The sequence below is a fragment of the Turicibacter sp. GALT-G1 genome (assembly GCF_025594995.1).
GTDB lineage: Bacteria > Bacillota_I > Bacilli_A > MOL361 > Turicibacteraceae > Turicibacter > Turicibacter bilis.
Map to the genome: position 1 here is coordinate 20,778 of NZ_JAMQUS010000008.1, position 17,801 is coordinate 38,578.

At 35.7% G+C, this 17,801-nt stretch carries 18 protein-coding genes; all 18 read right to left on the minus strand.

Annotated features, from left to right (window positions below; all coding sequences use genetic code 11):
• Nucleotides 1–90: 90 nt before the first annotated feature.
• Nucleotides 91–441 carry a 50S ribosomal protein L19 gene (gene rplS / locus NEH74_RS01585; RefSeq protein WP_055241480.1) on the minus strand — a complete coding sequence of 117 codons (351 nt, stop codon included), beginning with the start codon at nt 439–441 and terminating at the stop codon, nt 91–93.
• A 248-nt stretch (nt 442–689) separates the two neighbouring features.
• Complete coding sequence (trmD, locus tag NEH74_RS01590) at nt 690–1,424, minus strand: tRNA (guanosine(37)-N1)-methyltransferase TrmD (RefSeq protein ID WP_055241482.1); 735 nt, start codon at nt 1,422–1,424, stop codon at nt 690–692.
• Nucleotides 1,424–1,930 carry a ribosome maturation factor RimM gene (gene rimM, locus NEH74_RS01595; protein WP_055241484.1) on the minus strand — a complete coding sequence of 169 codons (507 nt, stop codon included), beginning with the start codon at nt 1,928–1,930 and terminating at the stop codon, nt 1,424–1,426. Before rimM ends, trmD begins: the two co-directional genes overlap by 1 nt.
• Before the next feature lie 327 nt (nt 1,931–2,257).
• A complete protein-coding gene (locus NEH74_RS01600) occupies nt 2,258–3,718 on the minus strand; it encodes an RICIN domain-containing protein (protein ID WP_155223124.1) in 1,461 nt (486 codons plus the stop codon).
• A gap of 165 nt (nt 3,719–3,883) precedes the next feature.
• Nucleotides 3,884–4,411, minus strand: coding sequence for a hypothetical protein (locus NEH74_RS01605; RefSeq protein ID WP_195932320.1), 528 nt, complete (start codon nt 4,409–4,411; stop codon nt 3,884–3,886).
• Nucleotide 4,412: 1 nt separating this feature from the next.
• Nucleotides 4,413–4,955, minus strand: a complete 543-nt coding sequence (locus NEH74_RS01610) for an ImmA/IrrE family metallo-endopeptidase (RefSeq protein WP_262940961.1) — start codon at nt 4,953–4,955, stop codon at nt 4,413–4,415.
• 316 nt (nt 4,956–5,271) lie between these two features.
• A complete protein-coding gene (locus NEH74_RS13615; protein ID WP_317453094.1) occupies nt 5,272–6,180 on the minus strand; it encodes an N-acetylmuramoyl-L-alanine amidase in 909 nt (302 codons plus the stop codon).
• A 1-nt stretch (nt 6,181) separates the two neighbouring features.
• Nucleotides 6,182–6,445 (minus strand): phage holin family protein, encoded by a 264-nt coding sequence (locus tag NEH74_RS01625; RefSeq protein ID WP_262940962.1) that lies wholly within the window; start codon nt 6,443–6,445, stop codon nt 6,182–6,184.
• Nucleotides 6,445–6,732 (minus strand): hypothetical protein, encoded by a 288-nt coding sequence (locus NEH74_RS01630; protein WP_262940963.1) that lies wholly within the window; start codon nt 6,730–6,732, stop codon nt 6,445–6,447. Before NEH74_RS01630 ends, NEH74_RS01625 begins: the two co-directional genes overlap by 1 nt.
• A gap of 61 nt (nt 6,733–6,793) precedes the next feature.
• Nucleotides 6,794–9,553, minus strand: coding sequence for a hypothetical protein (locus tag NEH74_RS01635; protein ID WP_262940964.1), 2,760 nt, complete (start codon nt 9,551–9,553; stop codon nt 6,794–6,796).
• Nucleotides 9,554–9,854: 301 nt separating this feature from the next.
• Nucleotides 9,855–12,305 carry a sialidase family protein gene (locus NEH74_RS01640; RefSeq protein ID WP_262940965.1) on the minus strand — a complete coding sequence of 817 codons (2,451 nt, stop codon included), beginning with the start codon at nt 12,303–12,305 and terminating at the stop codon, nt 9,855–9,857.
• A gap of 13 nt (nt 12,306–12,318) precedes the next feature.
• The gene (locus tag NEH74_RS01645; RefSeq protein WP_262940966.1) at nt 12,319–12,585 is read right to left on the minus strand and encodes a hypothetical protein; all 267 of its coding nucleotides are present in this window, start codon (nt 12,583–12,585) and stop codon (nt 12,319–12,321) included.
• A gap of 2 nt (nt 12,586–12,587) precedes the next feature.
• Nucleotides 12,588–13,985, minus strand: coding sequence for a phage tail protein (locus NEH74_RS01650; protein ID WP_262940967.1), 1,398 nt, complete (start codon nt 13,983–13,985; stop codon nt 12,588–12,590).
• Nucleotides 13,986–14,681 (minus strand): phage tail family protein, encoded by a 696-nt coding sequence (locus NEH74_RS01655; protein ID WP_262940968.1) that lies wholly within the window; start codon nt 14,679–14,681, stop codon nt 13,986–13,988.
• Nucleotides 14,681–16,618, minus strand: coding sequence for a tape measure protein (locus NEH74_RS01660; protein ID WP_262940969.1), 1,938 nt, complete (start codon nt 16,616–16,618; stop codon nt 14,681–14,683). Before NEH74_RS01660 ends, NEH74_RS01655 begins: the two co-directional genes overlap by 1 nt.
• Nucleotides 16,618–16,950 (minus strand): hypothetical protein, encoded by a 333-nt coding sequence (locus NEH74_RS01665; protein ID WP_262940971.1) that lies wholly within the window; start codon nt 16,948–16,950, stop codon nt 16,618–16,620. Before NEH74_RS01665 ends, NEH74_RS01660 begins: the two co-directional genes overlap by 1 nt.
• Nucleotides 16,917–17,240, minus strand: a complete 324-nt coding sequence (locus NEH74_RS01670) for a hypothetical protein (protein ID WP_262940972.1) — start codon at nt 17,238–17,240, stop codon at nt 16,917–16,919. The genes NEH74_RS01665 and NEH74_RS01670 overlap by 34 nt, the downstream gene beginning before the upstream one ends.
• 37 nt (nt 17,241–17,277) lie before the next feature.
• Entirely contained in the window at nt 17,278–17,799 is a 522-nt protein-coding gene (locus NEH74_RS01675; protein ID WP_262940973.1) for a hypothetical protein, read from the minus strand.
• Nucleotides 17,800–17,801: the final 2 nt, after the last annotated feature.

Genomic DNA, 17,801 nt, shown 5'->3' on the forward strand with positions numbered 1-17,801 from the left:
TTGAAGTATTTCATAAAAAAAAGATGCCCTAAAACTAAGTTTTTAGGGCATCTTGATTGCAATTGAGGTAATTGTTTTGAAAAAGTAAAATTATCGACGCTCTTTGATACGAGCAGCTTTAGCTGATAAGCTACGGATGTAGTTAAGTTTTGCACGACGAACTTTACCACGACGAGTAACTTCGATTTTTTCGATGATTGGTGTGTGTAATGGGAATGTACGCTCAACTCCACATCCGAAAGAAATCTTACGAACTGTGAAAGTTCCGCTAATTCCGTTACCATTTTGACGTTTTAATACTAAACCTTCGAATACCTGAACGCGCTCACGGTTACCCTCTTTGATACGAACGTGTACACGTACGTTATCTCCTGCGCGGAATTCTGGTAAATCTGTTTTTAAGTATGATTGTGTTAATTCATTGATTAATTGTTGACTCATTAATCTCACGCTCCTTCATTACGCAAGTTCATTCAATTAGTTTGCTAATTCAGCGGAACTTGGGGTAGTGCTCTTTGGCACGTTTGAAATCATATCACAATCGTCTCGTTAATTCAATGATTTTTTATAATTATTCGCAAAAATCTTCTTTTTTTATTTACAACTGTCTAAAAATCTTTTAATACTTTCCTTAATTGTCAAACTCTGTCTAAAAAAGAGCCAATCGACTTCGCGATTAGCTCTCTATCTTATGATTGTTGTTTAAATTTTTCAATTAATATTTTTTCATGATCGGTTAATTCACGACTGTCTAACAAATCAGGTCGACGTGTATACGTGCGATATAACGACTGTTCATGACGCCACTTCTCAATCTCTTTATGATTTCCTGACGTTAGCACAGGTGGAACCATCATGCCTCTAAAATCAACAGGACGTGTGTATTGTGGAAATTCTAGTAACCCCATTGAAAATGAATCATTTTCATGAGACTCTTGTTTCCCTAATACATCTGGAAGTAAGCGAACGACTGCATCAGTCATTACCATGGCAGCTAACTCTCCGCCTGTTAGAACATAATCACCTAATGATAATTCATCCGTCACTAAATGCTCACGAATTCGCTCATCAAACCCTTCGTAATGACCACAAATAAAGATTAAATGCTCTTCTTTCGCTAACTCCTCTGCTTTAGCTTGCGTAAATCGCTCACCTTGTGGACACATTAAAATAATACGTGGCTTTGTCTTGGTGTTTTGGCACACGGATTCAACCGCGTCAAAAATTGGTTGTGGAGCTAGTAACATTCCCGCTCCCCCACCATACGGATAATCATCAACCTTTTTATGCTTATTCGTTGAGAAATCACGGAAATTAACTGTATTTAACTCAACAGCTCCGCGCTCTTGAGCACGTTTTAAAATCGAGTCGTTAAAAACACCTGAAAACATTTCTGGAAATAACGTTAAAACATCAATTTTCATTATAATAACCCTTCTAACACTTGAATTGTTACTTGTTTCGTTTCGATATCGACCGCTTTAACTACATCTTCAATATAAGGAATTAAGGCATCTTTTTGTCCAGGACGTTTAACGACCCAAACATCATTGGCACCTGTTTCTAAAATTTCACTAATCTCTCCGATTGTTTCTCCATCCGTCGTTACGACTTGACATCCGATAATTTCAAAGTAATAGAATTCATTTTCATCTAATTCTTCTAAATCATCTGCTGAAACTAATAATGCACATCCTTTATACTTTTCAACATCATTAATAGAATTTAAATGTTTAAATTTTAATAAGTCGGCTCCTTTATGAACGCGATGCGTTGCCACTGTCACATCCACATATTCTCCATTAAAATCAATCACTAATTGACTTCCTTTTTTAAAACGATCCTCTTTAAAATCACTATTTGAAACAACTTTCACTTCACCTTGTAAAGCATGAGTGTTGACGATTTTTCCAACTTGTAAAAAATCCATGATTTAAAACCTCCTCTATGCGAGTGGCACGCTTTGTTAGCTTAGCGCTAACGAAGGGCCAATTGCTAACTAACACTATCTTTATTATGGTAATATTATATCATATCACCGCAAGTATAATACAGAAACTTACACAAACGTTCATAATCATTGGTATTATGATGTTTAGAAAGTTAAATATCAATTTATAAATTACACATAACAATCCAAAGTAATTCAATGTTATTCACTATGTTTAGTGGCAAATTAGTGGCAAAATTAAAACAACAGATAGCAAAAGCCGTCTGTTGTTTTTTTATTTCTTCCTCCCCATCCTTGATAGCAGTTTTATCGAAAAATCCTAAATTTTTGATTATTACTATTACTTTTTTGATTTACTATAATATTACTTCCATTTTTCGTATTTGAATTGGTTAAGTCTAACACCATATTCTGATTATGATAATTTTTAAAAATATAATACCCATCACCAACATATTCTAACACCCAGTATGCTCCCGTATGATAACCTCCCATAGACCTAACACTAGTTGACAAACCACTAGGATCCCATGACAAATATAGATTATAATATTTATCCTTTATTCTATACGCTCCTTTACTATAATCATATTCAAACTCCCACTGTTGTTGACTCACATTAGCATTATCCCAAATAGTTACATTCCAGGGATCACGTCCACCTATATCAACATTCAAAGTTTTATTATTATCGAGTTTAGAAACAATTCTCCAGTGCCCATCTGACAAACTTTTTTTCTCACCTACTTTAACGAACTTGAACTGCTGTTTTATATTATTCCTTTCATTTGCTACACTTATATTAGTGTAATTTGCATCAAGATTTAGAAATTTTGATGGATTCCTTGCACTAGAAATTCTATAAGTTCCATTTCCTGTGTCATGTAAATACCATAGTCTTTCACCGGCCACGGTATCTGTGCCCGATACATCCGTTCCTGCTATAACATCATTTCCACTATTTTTATTCCAGTGTAACACATTATTACTATTCTTTAATTTTATCCTATAAGCTTTATTCAAGTCATCATATTGGAGCGTAAATATTTGAGATTCAACATTATCAACATAATCACTTACTCCAATATTATTTCCTGGTAACTGACTCAACACTCTATTTTCATACTCGGATGTTTCTATAATATAGTCCCCATCTGGGATTCTATCTTGATTGATATATTCTGCATATAATCCATCTCTTCTAACTCTAAATCTCCACTGTTCTGTCAATACCGATTCCCAAAAACTCATATTAAAATCCTTGTTCTGAAGATTAGAATGAATTTCACCATGATAGGTAAACATAGATTCACCTTCTCGACTGAAATCTGGACTTATATTCTCCTTTCTTATTATCTGAAGCGTATCCACGTCATACGTGAAAGTTAGTGATTCTAAATAGTAACTTACTATTTGCATCGCTGTCCCTCTATACATTGATTTGGTTCCAGAAAATCCATAAATATTAGTAAGAGTAAAGTATAATGAGTCGTATAACGCTAAACTAGATTCAATATCATATGGACTTATAAACTCACCATTCGAGTAACACTTTAATTTTGCAGTACCGTCTCCCTGATCAACAAACTTAAATTCCACCCATTTTTGTTTAAAATCCCATGGATACTGGTAAGCAAGCAATTTTATAGAATTATTTGTTATGCTATCTGATGATGCTACAACTTTGGCACTAGTCTTAGGAGTTAATAACAAAATCAACATTAAGCATAGTACAATACCTGAATAGTATTTCATTATTTTTCTCATATTATTTTCCCTCTTTCTTTATTGATCATATGTTATTTTTACATTTTTTTACAAAAAAATCAACCTATTTTTCCATATTTTTCACAAAACATATGAATTTTTAACTTATACTACTGTAATTACAAGAAAAATGAGAAATATCAAAAAAGGCAGCAGTGAACTTAATCACTTGCTACCTTTTTTATAATCTTGATGAGTATAATTCATGTTATTAAGACTAACATTATTTATCGTTTCTTTTGCTATATCTAATACACTTGTTGTTCTCTCTTTAAAAAGATATCTTATCGCTATACCTATTAGTGTAGTGATTTCGATGAATACGACAGATACAAAGAGATTTAACGTAAACTCATTAAGCTCCCAACCATCTTTCGCTATTCCCATTATTAATTCATTAATAAATATGACTTGCTTAAACATTAGAAGACAGAAAAAACCTAAGACTAGCGCTCTTAATAATAATTCAGCTAGTTCCTTATATATCCAAGAACGTAAAACCCTATTAGTAAACTTAACAGTTTCTAAAGAAATCTCTTTATGTAAAAACTCCGAAACCTCTTCTTTAACCACCTTAGATAATCCATTATCAGTTATATTTCCCCTAGCCTTGGAAATTTTCCCCAATCTTCTCTTTATCTCTGTTTGTTCTTTTCCCTCTACTTGTTCAATCGCATCCTGTTGTTCTATCATCCTAATACCCCAAATAATCTAATCTATTATTTATTGCTGCTATAGAAACTCGCAACTCATACGCCATCTTTCGTGCGCTATATCCTAATTGATACATTTCATCAATTAATGATTCAGGCATCAATAGTTCGGCAGCAAATGCATTTGCACTTGTTTCCATCGGATTTGTACCAAGTGTAGAAACTTTATCTCGCCACATTACATCATTTGGAGTCTCCTTTGAGATGTGATTCAAGTAGTAATGACCAATTTCATGAGCAATTGTAAATCTTTGACGATAGGCAGGATTTTCACTATTAGTATATATATACCACTCATCATCTTCTTTTGACAACAATCCAGCAATATCATCATGTTCATCTAAAATTTCCTTAAAATCAATTGAAACTGCTACAATATTCAAAAAATCTAGAACTTTATCTAAATCTGTAGATACTCTGTAATCATCTAATGTTGGGTATTTTTCAAATACATTGAGGTAAAGTTCCTGTGCTTTTTTTGTTACTTCGTTTCTATCTGTAATTGGTTGATTTATATTCTCCATAGCAACTCTCCCCCTCATTTTTGTTGTATCTTTAAAAAATATCACTTTCATTATAAACATTACCCCACTCTAGAAATGTCGTTTTTTGTCGAATTTCATTATTTTTTTAATTTTATACCATTTTTTATAATATTATTCCTAATGAATTTAATTATTGCCATAAATTCATTAATTCATTCAAAAATAAAAAAGAGGTAGAAACGGAATGAACCGAATCTACCTCTTTTTACTTAATCTTCGTCTGATAGAGATTTTTATGTGATATTTGATTTTTTTATTTTATTTAGGCTAACGCCTATGATTCTATTATAACACATTATTTACGTTTTACATATTTAGTGTTCATGCTAATATATCCAACACCGCTTTTTAACTTACCTAAGCCATTCTCTTCTTCAACGATAGTAAATACTTCACCTTTTTTAACTGTTCCGACAATTTTAGAATTAAAATCTGCTTTTTGACGAATATTTAACTCGCCACAGATAATTTCGACTAGAAATGAGTTATCTGAATTTGATTGAGTTGTAGATCCGACCTTATCAACATCATAACCCCATACCCAAGATACAATGTCAGATAATAATAATTTATTTTCCTCAATTCGAGTGACTTCATACGTTGAACCTTTCACAAATGAAGCCATAGACTGTCCTGTTGCGTAATGAGTTGCTGTCGTCTTAACTTTCACTTTATCTCCAACAGAAATGCTAGACGATTGAGTGGATTGCACTGGATTATTTAATTCATTTAAATAGTCTTTAACCATATTTACGAATGAAGCCCATCCCTTGTCTAATGTGCGATGAGGACAATATTTATTGCTAAAGTCTTGATGTTTCTTAACCTTATCTACGCCCCATCCACGTTCTTTCAATAACTGAGCGATGAATTTAGCGGCATTCTTTTCGGCATTCTCAAAACGAGCTCCACCGCTCTTCGAGTAGCAAATCTCAACTTGAATACCTTTGCGATTTCCGCTACCATTTGTTCCATCACCGCAAGCCCAGGCATTACGATCTAGAGGTAATCCTTGAATCACCTCTTTATCATCTACTGCAAAGTGAAATGACACTTGGTTGTCATTGCTAATCATATATTTGATTTCATTTTGAGCTGTTGCATCATTTGCTGTGTTATGAACGACGATAAACTCTGGTGTCATAGAATAAGGACATTTAACGCTATATTTGCTTTCAGAAACTAGATTTTTAACGATATTCATATTATTTCTCCTCCATGTTAATAAAATTTTTAAACAATTGATGTAATCCTGTTGAACTTAATCCACTGAATAAACCTGCTAAAACAATATTCGCATCAATTCCTTGAGCGATCCAAACATTTAAAACTAATCCTAAGACCGCCATAATCAGAGGGATGAATCTATTAGGAATTCCAGGAATACTAGTCTTGATTACATACCCAACGCAGACACAAATTCCTACGATAACTGGAATGCAAAACTCACTTAAATAATTTAAATCCATTATTTATCCTCTCCATTCGTTAAATCTTTTTCTTTTTTTACTGCGATGACACTCTCTTTGACTAATTTAACCTCTTCCACTAGCTCATCTTTGTAAAATACTAATCCTGCCATTAAAAATCCGTAGGCTGCATAATTAACCATTAAGTGACCTAATATTAATCCAATCGCTAGCAGAGACAGTGCGACATATTGCTTTTTTATAGGAGGTTCCCACTTTTTTAAGAATAACCCCACAACAATTAGAATTCCTGTCAGAACTACATAATTTGATAACTCTAAACTCACGCTTCCTCACCACCTTTCAATACAAAAGGCCACTCAATGAGTGACCTATTTTTTTATTGGATTAATCTACTAATTCGCGCGCGTCCATTAAGGCGATTAACTCTTCATACTCTTCAACAGTAATGCGCCCTGCTGCTTTGTATCGATTTAATTTGTATTCCATGCCCTCGCGTTCATATTTCCCTGCTAAGATTAAAGTTTTTGCTTGTTGATACACTGTCATTGCCATGCTTTTAACTCCTCTCATCATCGCCATCATAGGCATATCTAAATTCATTTCAATTTCAAATAATCGGAAATCTAACTCAAATTGAGATGACATTAACTCCAAGTCGCCATTGACGCTAGAATTTGCCGTTTCCTCGATTACGTTTTTTAATGCTACATTTTCTTTTTCTAACTCTTGGATCGTTACTCGTTGTCTTGTTACGACTGCTGGAAGATTAGTTGGCACATCGATTGATAACGTCGGAACTAAAGAACCCTCGGCGCTAGAACAATCGTAGTGAGTCACATCTTTATATGAATAAACGTGATTGTCGCTTAAATCAACTGTTTTAACAACCTCTTGAGATAAAACCACTCCATCTTCGCCAATACGTTGCGTTAATTGTCCGGTTAACAAGTTAAGTTCATCACAAATATCCCCGTTTGAACGCAACGTCACATCTTCATTTACCGTTAAAATGTTTGTTTTAGTACCATCTTCATTCGATGTTGTTAAAACAGGCATTTTAACTGATTGTATACCCTCAAAGTAAGGAATATCCCAATTTTTCATACCTTCTTGATATTCAATAATCATAATATCTCTGATTTTAATTGCCCCTCTTGCATGTGCATTTTGACTACGTAGAACAATAAATATTTCATCAGTTAATTCGCTTTTTGTTGTTGAAAGCCATTGATAACGCCCAACACCATTGATTATCATAGAATCCTCAAAAATAGATTCCACACTTGGGTTATTAAGACAATAATCTTTATTATTAGCATCCTCAAAAGTTTCAACATAGCAACTTATATAATATTTCGTGTTTGGTTTTAAATCTTGTAATGCTCTCCATTGGTCGAATGATTGTTTTGAATTTTGGACTAAGCAACAATAACCATCCCAATCACTAGAAGCGATATGGTCGATAATTTTTTTCGGCACTAAATTCACCAATGTCTGACCCTTTAAAGTTGCACTTTTAGCTCGCCCTTCAAGAGTATCAAGAGCTGTGATATGTTGCCCCTCGTAATGTGCCGTGTTCACTTCACCTAACAACCAATCAACATTCGCATCATTAGCTTTTTTGATTGATGAATGTTGATTGCCGATATAGTCAACACGCGCTCGTTCAATTTCATTTGAACTTTGTTCGATGACCGGTAGACATTCTTCTGCTCGTTGTTCAATGCCTTCCATCGTTGAATTTGCGGTGTCGATAGCTCCATTCACATTAGACACGGCTTGATTCATCGTATTTTGAATGTTTTCGATTTCTCGGTTGAAGTCGGCTGCTCGTTTTTGTTCCGCATTAACACGTTCACGTTCAGTTGTTGCGCGTTGAGATTCTGCAGTCTCTCGTTCACGCTCGCGAGATTTACGCAATTCTTCACTTTCAACACGTTGACGTTCAGCCGTCGTATATTCCGATTGGCGGTTCACTTCGTTTTGTTCAAAAGCATCGTTGCGTGTTTTTTCTGATTCAGCGTACTGACGATCACGCTCGTTCTCGCGGTCTGCATAACTGTTCTGACGGTTGGCTTCAGCAGCTACACGGTTCTCTTCAGCCGTTTGTCGTTGCAACTCTTTATTTACACGACTAGCTTCTGCTTCGTTGAATTGCGTGTAGGTACGTTGTCTATAATCTTCTTGATTCTGACGAGTTTGTTCGTGGCGTTGTCGCGTTTCTTCGTTCGCAACGCGCACTTGCTCCTGGATAATGCGATTTTCTTCTGATCTTAATCGAGTAGTTTCGCGTTCTTCCCATGTGCTAAATTTTTTCTCGCGCTCATTCTCATTGGTGATTCGTTTTTTCTCTCCATCTTTACGAATAGTTTCATTTTCTTCAAAGATAGAGTTGCGTTGTAATTCAGCATCTTGTCGCGCTCTTTCTTGTGCGATGCGAGTGTTCTCGGCTAATCGGCGATTTTGCTCATTGGTTACACGATCCTGTTCATTTGCGACACGTTCTTCTTCATTTGTCACGCGATCTTCTTCGTTCGTAACACGATCATGTTCGTTTGTGACACGAGTTTCTTCATTGTCGATACGGTTTAACTCTTTAGATGCTCGATTTAACTCACTAGCTTGTCGTTCCGCTTCTTTTTCCGATGATGACGCGTTAAACTCCGACATTTCATCTTTGAGGTCGGTAACGATGGCTTGTGCGTCATAAATAACCTCGCGCCCTGTCTGAATATATGTTTCTAAATCATCTAACACCTTAACATCCACGCGACTTTCAATAATATCTCGATCTAAACTTTGACCTACAAGCAAATAAAAGATAGTTGTGCTTTCTCGACCACCATCTTTGATGATTAATTGCATTTTAACAGTTCCACGACACGTTAAAAATTGCTCTTTCAACTCGATTCGCACTTTATGTTCTTCTTTACTTAAAATCGTAAAATGATCTTGATCAACCTCTCGAACAGGGTTGTTGTCACGTTTCATTCCGATTAATTCGAAACGCGGCTCATCCCAAACATTGTCAATTTGTCCATCAGTAACAATTTTCAACTCTAAAGTTGCGTTATCGAATTGATTGATAGAAGCGATAACTCCGTTTTGTTGTCGTGTATCTAAGGTTCCTTTAAAAATATTCATCTTGCACCTCCATATAAATAAAAGCTACACAAACGGCAGCTTAAAACGTCATTTTCAATTAACTATTACCCAATTGTTCCTAAATTAGAAAGAAAAATTTTAGCACCTTATGCTAAAACACCACTACAAATAATTTGAGCAACACCAGTTGGTAAAATCCCAACGGTTTCCACGTTACCCGTATCATGTCTAACTTGTAGCGTGATTCCATATTCCCCAATCACTTTTGAACCAGTTGAATCATATTTATAGGCTACTCCTGTTAAATATTGAGTAAATTAGGGAGAAAAATTTTCGCACCTTATGCTAAAACACCTGAACAAATAATTTGAGCAACACCAGTTGGTAAAATTCCAACGGTTTCCACGTTACCCGTATCATGTCTAACTTGTAGCGTGATTCCATATTCCCCAACCACTTTTGAACCAGTTGAATCAAATTTATAGGCTACTCCTGTTAAATATTGAGTAATTTTTGGTGTTGCAATTGTTGGAAGTCTAAATAACACCGTACCATTTGCAAGGTCATTCGATAATTCATTGAAATAGATACTAAATGATAAATGATGAACATTTCCATTCAAATATACATTCGTCACCGTTCTACTGTTATTCACGCTCTCATGCACATTTGAACGTGTTGAACAATAGTGATTGTACCATAGTTCAGTTAATGGTCTTTTAAATCCACCGTCATAATCATAATAGTTTTTAGCGTTAATATCAGCGATGTTAACTCGATGATTCACATAGATATTATCGGGACTTAAAATATATGGTTTAGGCACTGTTGGTAATTTACTAGACGCATTAATAACAAATGTTAAATCACATTTATTTCGCTGTAAAAAGGCTAAACATTGAGATGGGATTTTGCCCTCACCCTCTTCTGTGTCATAAAAACTAACGTGAGCGGATGAAAAACTTGAACCATCAGCAAACATTGTATAATAAGCTGTCACACCATTTTCGGGACGAACAAATAGAGGGAATTGAAACTCATTAGCACATTGAACACGACTATCTTCAAGTGCTATTGCATAATAACGTTCACCGGCTTTCAACATTCGAGTCAAGCGTGTGGTGAAATTAAAACGAACATCCCCACACCCTCTAATATAAGCAGATCCAACCGACACATAAGGAACGCCACTTGCATTTAATAAATTAAGTTGAACATTCCCAGGGATGTTAGTTAATGTTAGATCAACGCTTGAAATATCTGATTGCATTAGGTGGACATAACTATTTTTATATTTTCTTGCTATTTCACTCACACGTTCAAATGTTTTAACTGGTTTTGTTTGTGAGCCACCCTCGTTATTATCACTCCCATTAATAACATCAATGTATATATTGGCATTTTTACTCCCTAAATGGTTTTTAGTATACGTTGAGTTATTCACCCCTTGACTATATAAACCTTTTAAAGTAGGGAGAATATATGTTACATCCTCAAACATTAAATTTCCACATTCATAAATAATGTATAATTTTTGATTCCACTTATCATAGGCTAAACATGAATAACCATCATACCCCCATGGATAAACAACTGTTACGTCAATCCAATCACTTGCGGAACGGTTCATTACTTTGATTGTTAAAGCTGTTCGTTCTGTTTTTTCTTTCGGGTTAGATGATAAGACATAGACCTCTTGACCGTAAGGGACAGTAATTATACTACCTTGACAGCTTACACCGCTCTCACTCGCTTCAGATAAGTTTTGAACATACGTCCATGTTGCTCCTAAATTCGTCGTTTTGTAAATCATGCGGTGTTCGTTATTATCCGAACGGCAATTTAACCATAATGCACCACCCCATTCAACAATCATACACTCTGAACATGGCATATCGGTGAATGATGCGCTCATTTGCCATGATGACCCGTCATTGACGGAATAAATAATCCCTGATTTTGTTCGTCCATCTCCACTCGCTTTTCCTGTTGGATTGATTTGAATAGGGAATACCATTGTTCCGTTACCCATGACAATCCCTTGTCCGACACCGCCAATAAAAGCGTTATACCCGTTAGGAAGTAAACTAGCTAGTGATATAGGTGTTGACCACGAACGCCCTCTGTCGCTTGAAGTTGATAGTAAAACATCCCAATTAGGATCACGTCCCTCTGTTTGAACTAATGACCAACCTGTGTCACCTGTTTTCCATGAGTTTCCTAATAAAAATAATTTATCAAGTGTTTCATTATATAAAATCGTTCCATCCATGCAACGTGAATATTGTGTGTCAACACCTTTATTCGCAATTGCAACAACTGGATTCTCCCATGTCTTGCCGCCATCTGTTGAGCGTTTAGCTCCTAATGAAATAAAACCATGATCCGCTCCTCCATTGTAACGAATGTCGCCACCCGCAACAATTGTTCCGTCTTTACAAACGGTCATGAATGGGATGCGGAAATATTTACTGTTAAAATCAACATTCCTTTCCATAACCACTTTACGACTCCCGTGATGCGGATGGACGTAATAATTTAAACTATCCGATTGATCTTTAACGACAGACAATTGTGCATTAGTTTCGTCTAATTTCTGTTCGGATTTATCTAGACGATCATTTAATGTATTATGAGTTCCACGAGCCATTTTAACTTCCATATTTGCATTGTCGTGATTAACTGATGCATCATCATAGACTTGTTTAATTGCGTCATGAATAGCACCACGAACATCCTTGCCATATACGGCTGTTTTAATTTTATTCAAATAATTTGTAATATTGGCCATTTTCTCACTCTCCTTATAGTTGCAATCCTGTAATATGGACATTAACTCCATTACCACTACCCTTAATTGCTTTAGTCATCACAGGCCCTTCAAACTTAGTTACGTCGCTTCCTAATTCAAAATTAAAAGCAACTCCGTCAAATGACAGGGTTGCTTTCGTTGTTGTTGGATTTGTTGATTGAAGTACGATTGTTTTAACTACAGCCCCTGAAGTGTTGCTATATAGCGTTTGTTCAGATTCAGTCAATGTGGTAGCTTTAATAATTTTATATTCTTCCATCTTTATACTCCTAACGTCAGTCGTTTATTTAAACGGTCAATATTATTCCCGTTTGTAGTAACTTTCTCGCTAATAGTTGATGTCGTTTCCTTCAAATGACTTACTTCTTGCATTGTTTGTAACATTTGGTTACTTAAGTCTATTAATGCTTGATTATGGGTTAAAACGACTGCATTTGTTGTATTAAGGTTGTCTCCTATCTGGGTAACAGATGCAACAGTATTTTGTAGCTCTGTATTCACTTCTCCTACAATCGTTACAGTGGATGAGATATTACCTCTTAAAACTTCGACAGACTTAGCCGACTTTAACATACCAAGTTGATAATCTTTAATATCTTCGAATTTATCACCGATTGTTAAGCTAGATTGTTCTGGGCTCTCGATTACAATTGTCTTCTCAATGACACGCAATTCTTCGTTAATATTCATTAATGGATTAATAACTGGATAATAGTTACCTACTTCATAACTATCAATATCTAGATTAATTAAGGATAGATCAACGGCATCTATCTTATGTTTTTTTAAAATTCGATTATTAGCTATTTGATACTCTTTAGCTTTTCTCATCAAAATATCCGGATAATTAACATCATCCCATGTCACAGATTTAGCCACTAATCCAAATGTTTCAATAGCTTCTACGTCATCTATGTAATCAACACCGTCATTTACACTAGCTATGGTTATCCGTTCATCTGAATCCTCAATTTTAGCTCCTAATGGAATAATTCGAGGCACTACTTGTGTAGGGTCCTTCTCTTGTTCTATCGTCAATAGATTTTTTGCTAATCGAATTTCTGTTGATGTATGCACTCCTGTTTCTAATAAATAATCGAGGTATCTTACGCCATTTTCATAGCGAATACTTAGTTCGCCACCTAGGCGTTCGATCAACTTATCTTTAATTGCGTTTAATGATTCTTCATAACCTAAGTAACGATACAAAGTTCCAGTAATCTCAACCTTCCCTACAGTAAAGTGCTTATCTTCGCTAACTTGAGCGTTATGATTTTCGATAATAATCTGTAGGCAGTCTCTGACACTGATATCATGATACTCTCCATATTTCGTAACTGAATCCATCAAGTATCCCAATTCCGACTCACAGACTACGTTCGTCAGAAGCAACCCATTAGAGTCCATCTTCGGTTTTGTCATCAATACTCTCCCGATAAACTCTAATTTATTAGTTTTTTCATTGAAAACTCGAACTTTTGTCTTTAGTTGTTTCAATTGTGAATAGGCGGTGTTATTAGGATAAATAGCAAAACTAAAACTATCAATCACATTAATCCCCTTCTTAATAGTTCCAGTAATACGTTGGGCATTGTTGTTCGTAGAGGGTACATTTAAATAGATATCACCTTCGCCATTATTTGCTGTTACAAGATACATTTAAAGCACCTCTTTTCTAAATTCAAAACGTATATCTCCGTTGCCTTTAATTTTCAATTCATTATTCCCTTTTTGCAATTTAAAACGATAATCTTTAATAATTCCCGCTTCAAACTTATAAGTCACTCCACCTAACAAAATTTCCATCTTATTTGTGCAAATGATGGTTGGAATCACACTTACAGAACTTAAATTGTATAGCTCTATGGTTGACGTTCCATCGATAGTAAAAGAAGTTGCTTGAGCGTAATCATCTTCGAAAGAAAATTCATCCCATATATCATGCCCTTCATAGTTGTTACCGTACATAAATGGATCAGCCACAAATGAGGCTTTGACTTCAGCATGTCTCCCTTTCTCGCTAACATCTACAGCTACGCATTCAGCTATAAAGTAATAGCCCGGAAAGGCATCATCTTTTATGATTTGTCTTCCACCATCACTTAGCCATTCAGTAATTTTTCTTCTAGCTATATTTAATCTAACTTTGTCAGAAGCCTCTAGATTAAAGGTATATTCTAAATCTCTATCATCATAGCTTTGTTCACCATACAACTCGCTGAAATCATAACTCCCATTCATAAATGGAACCGTTAGAGTGGTTTTCTTTTTTTTAGCAGTATTGATTTTTTTAGATTTTATGGTTAAGCCAAAATCTTTATAGCTATGTTGATTATTTTTAATAATACCTAGCATTATAAAATCAACCCTCTCTCAGTCATACTTAATCGACTTCCATTGATGATATCTGAATATTTTGCTGTTGTTTCTGCCACAGCTTGACCGTCTAGAATAGACTGAAAGATAAACACCCCTCCACCATTTCCAGATAGTAAATCTCTTGTTTCATCCGCTGTATGTACTTTAGATCCTGTCGGAAGATTAGAAATCAACTCAGGGCCTTGTTCTCCGACAATTGCCATATTCCCCCATGTTTTGCTCGGTTGAAAATATTCTGTCCCTTTATATAACATTGGAATCTTTGGAATATTAAGCCCCTTACCTCCTAGCACTGGAACCCAGTCAGGGATTTGAAAACTATTAAGTCCACCAATGACAGTATTCATTTTGCTGATAATCCAGTTAAAGGCACTTTTAAAGCTACTTTTAATGCTTTCAAGAGGATTTGTTAAAAAGCTCTTGATGTTATCTCCCAGTGTTTTAAATGCTGTTTTAACTGGTTCGACAAATGTGTTTTTGAACCATTCGCTAGCAGCATTCCACTTATTTTTAACCCCTTCCCACGCTTCTCCAGCTTTGGTCTTGATATTATCCCATAAGCCTTTAAAGAAGTTTTTAATTGGTTCGATGATTGTTGAGTTAAACCACACCCCTGCTTCATTCCATTTATCTTTAATCCATTCCCAAGCTTTGGCACCGGCTTCTTTAACTTGATCCCAATTGGTGATAAGCAAATAGATAATGGCAATTAAAGCTCCAATTCCTAGAATGACGAGCGTGATTGGACTTGTTAAAAAGGCAACTGCCGCACCAAATGCTGTCGTTACTCCGGTAGCAATTGTCTCAGCTGTAATCATCGCCCATAGAAGTCCTTCTTGAATAGCCATTGATGCATTAGCAGCGATAGTTGCCCAGTTATGAGCAACAACGAGCGCCGTTAGGATTCCTAGCGCTATTCCTACCCACGTCATTGCTTCTTTATTTTCAAAGAATTCTGTTGTTAAATCTTTAATCCATTTCCATGTATCTTCGACTGAAGTAATGAGCTCACTCCATTTTTCTAATCCAAATTGTTCAAGTGTCTGCATTAATGCTTCTTTGAAACTTCCAGTTTGTGCATAAGCTTCTGAAAAGGCCTCAACCACTGGTAACACTTTTTCAAGAAGTCCTTTTAAAGCATCAAATACTTTTTCGGTCAATAGTCCCGCTAACGTTTCTAAGTTGTCTGTTAACGTTGACATCATTCCGCCAAATGTTTGTGACTGTGCATCCATCGCACCGGCTGTTGTTTCAGCCATGCTATCAATTGCAGCATTATAAACGTCAGCCGTTAACTTTCCTTCGGATGCCATTTTTTTGACTTCGGCAACCGTAACCCCTGCTTCATCAGCAATCGCTTGATAGATTGGAATCCCACGATCAGCGAGGATATTTAAGTCCTCAGTATAGGCGTATCCTGCTTGTTGGACTTGTGAGAATTGTCGTGTTAATTCAACTAGACTATCTTCTTGTACCCCAAAAGCTGAACCCATGTCACCAATTTTAGTTAATGTATCAAATACAGCTTCTCCTTCATATCCGGCGTTATGAAGGTATTTAGCCATGCTATCAACACCCATTTTTGAGAATGGCGTCTTAGCAGCAAACTCTTCAATCCGTTTCAACTGCTCAATAGCTTTATCTTGACTGCCTAAAAGCGTGGTCCAAGTCGTTTCCGACTGCTCTTTTAATTTGTTATATTCAATTCCGACTGTTGCTATCTTTTTTGTAAAGTCAACAACCTTCGTAACAACAAATGCACCGGCGATGAATCCACCAACCTTTTTGGCAATACCACCTAATTCACTTAGTAATCCACCTGATTTTTTAGCCTCTTCACCAGTTTTTGAAATACTTTTATTTGCTTTGTCGTTATTAACGTAAATCGAGCCAAAGAGTTTAAAGATCTCCACTAGAAACCACCTCTTTTCGTTTTTTCTTCAATTTCTTGTGCTTTCAATAGCCACTCTTCTTTGCTGAATCGTTTTTCAATTTTAATTCGTGGTCTGAGTCGCTCTTTTTTGTATTCTTCAAACGACACACGTTTTTGCATGTGAGGAATCTCCGCCAGCCATTGTTGGAATAAACGATCTTCCAATCTTTTGTCGTAGGCCTGATGAATAAAGTCGATACCATACTCATAGTCGAACGACATAATGTAGTCGATATTATGATAACGGCTTAATAGAAACTCCTCATCAGCAACGCTATCTATCGAAGCACTCCTTTGAAGAAACCCTTCCATTTTTCAACATCAGCCACTTTGAATAATGACTCCACCATCGTGAATAATTCCATTTCTTTCACTTCATGAGGAGCTACTTCAAATGGTCCTGCTAAAAATTCATAAATTAATTGTTCAGATGTTTCATCTGTTGCTCTTTCAAAAATTAACATTAACATGTCAATTCCCACTTCTTCTTGATTTTGATCTGCATTAATTCCTTCAGCAAATTTTTTTAAATCTTCTTTAATTCCCATTTTTCTAATTAAGCGCGCTGCTTTAAATAAATCGCTTGTACTTAACTGTCGCATTTTGATTTCTCCTTTTTTAATAAAAATAAAAAGAGGACTAAGCCTCTTTTACGTATGCAATCAACCAAGGTTCATAGCCTTCAGGACTTTCTTCTTCATAACAACCTGTGTATGTTAGCGATGGAACGACTTCATCTTTATCAGCTAACGTCCAGTCGATATTTTCTAAATTGATGGCATTTTCAACTGTGATAACGACTTCTTTACCTTTATCAGTCATACCGACAAATTTAACAAAGTCTTGATAATCACTATCTACAATCTTTCCTGTTCCTGTCACGATTTTTTTGTTATCCTCTTCAGTCACCTTTAATCCAGGATACATCTTAGGTAAATTCTCACCAATGATTTGTAGTGCATTGATGACAAGTTTGGGAACTGATTTGTCAATGACATTTCTTCCTTTAACATTTCCTCGATCGCCGTCTGCTTCGATTTGTCGAACTTCACGTTCAACCAGGAATTGTCCTCCACCGCGCGTTAATCCGATTGGAACGTCGCCGATATAAAAGACACCTTCTCCTAGTAAGGTTTCATTTGTTTTACTCACTTTTGCCATAG

What these genes read in the sequence shown, in the direction of transcription:
- NEH74_RS01600 (WP_155223124.1), bottom strand. Translation starts at nt 3,718, where the DNA reads ATGAGAAAAATAATGAAATACTATTCAGGTATTGTACTATGCTTAATG.
- NEH74_RS01605 (WP_195932320.1), bottom strand. Translation starts at nt 4,411, where the DNA reads ATGATAGAACAACAGGATGCGATTGAACAAGTAGAGGGAAAAGAACAA.
- NEH74_RS13615 (WP_317453094.1), bottom strand. Translation starts at nt 6,180, where the DNA reads ATGAATATCGTTAAAAATCTAGTTTCTGAAAGCAAATATAGCGTTAAA.
- rplS (WP_055241480.1), bottom strand. Translation starts at nt 441, where the DNA reads ATGAGTCAACAATTAATCAATGAATTAACACAATCATACTTAAAAACA.
- NEH74_RS01610 (WP_262940961.1), bottom strand. Translation starts at nt 4,955, where the DNA reads ATGGAGAATATAAATCAACCAATTACAGATAGAAACGAAGTAACAAAA.
- rimM (WP_055241484.1), bottom strand. Translation starts at nt 1,930, where the DNA reads ATGGATTTTTTACAAGTTGGAAAAATCGTCAACACTCATGCTTTACAA.
- NEH74_RS01655 (WP_262940968.1), bottom strand. Translation starts at nt 14,681, where the DNA reads ATGCTAGGTATTATTAAAAATAATCAACATAGCTATAAAGATTTTGGC.
- trmD (WP_055241482.1), bottom strand. Translation starts at nt 1,424, where the DNA reads ATGAAAATTGATGTTTTAACGTTATTTCCAGAAATGTTTTCAGGTGTT.
- NEH74_RS01670 (WP_262940972.1), bottom strand. Translation starts at nt 17,240, where the DNA reads ATGCGACAGTTAAGTACAAGCGATTTATTTAAAGCAGCGCGCTTAATT.
- NEH74_RS01665 (WP_262940971.1), bottom strand. Translation starts at nt 16,950, where the DNA reads ATGGAAGGGTTTCTTCAAAGGAGTGCTTCGATAGATAGCGTTGCTGAT.
- NEH74_RS01640 (WP_262940965.1), bottom strand. Translation starts at nt 12,305, where the DNA reads ATGGCCAATATTACAAATTATTTGAATAAAATTAAAACAGCCGTATAT.
- NEH74_RS01645 (WP_262940966.1), bottom strand. Translation starts at nt 12,585, where the DNA reads ATGGAAGAATATAAAATTATTAAAGCTACCACATTGACTGAATCTGAA.
- NEH74_RS01625 (WP_262940962.1), bottom strand. Translation starts at nt 6,445, where the DNA reads ATGGATTTAAATTATTTAAGTGAGTTTTGCATTCCAGTTATCGTAGGA.
- NEH74_RS01650 (WP_262940967.1), bottom strand. Translation starts at nt 13,985, where the DNA reads ATGTATCTTGTAACAGCAAATAATGGCGAAGGTGATATCTATTTAAAT.
- NEH74_RS01635 (WP_262940964.1), bottom strand. Translation starts at nt 9,553, where the DNA reads ATGAATATTTTTAAAGGAACCTTAGATACACGACAACAAAACGGAGTT.
- NEH74_RS01675 (WP_262940973.1), bottom strand. Translation starts at nt 17,799, where the DNA reads ATGGCAAAAGTGAGTAAAACAAATGAAACCTTACTAGGAGAAGGTGTC.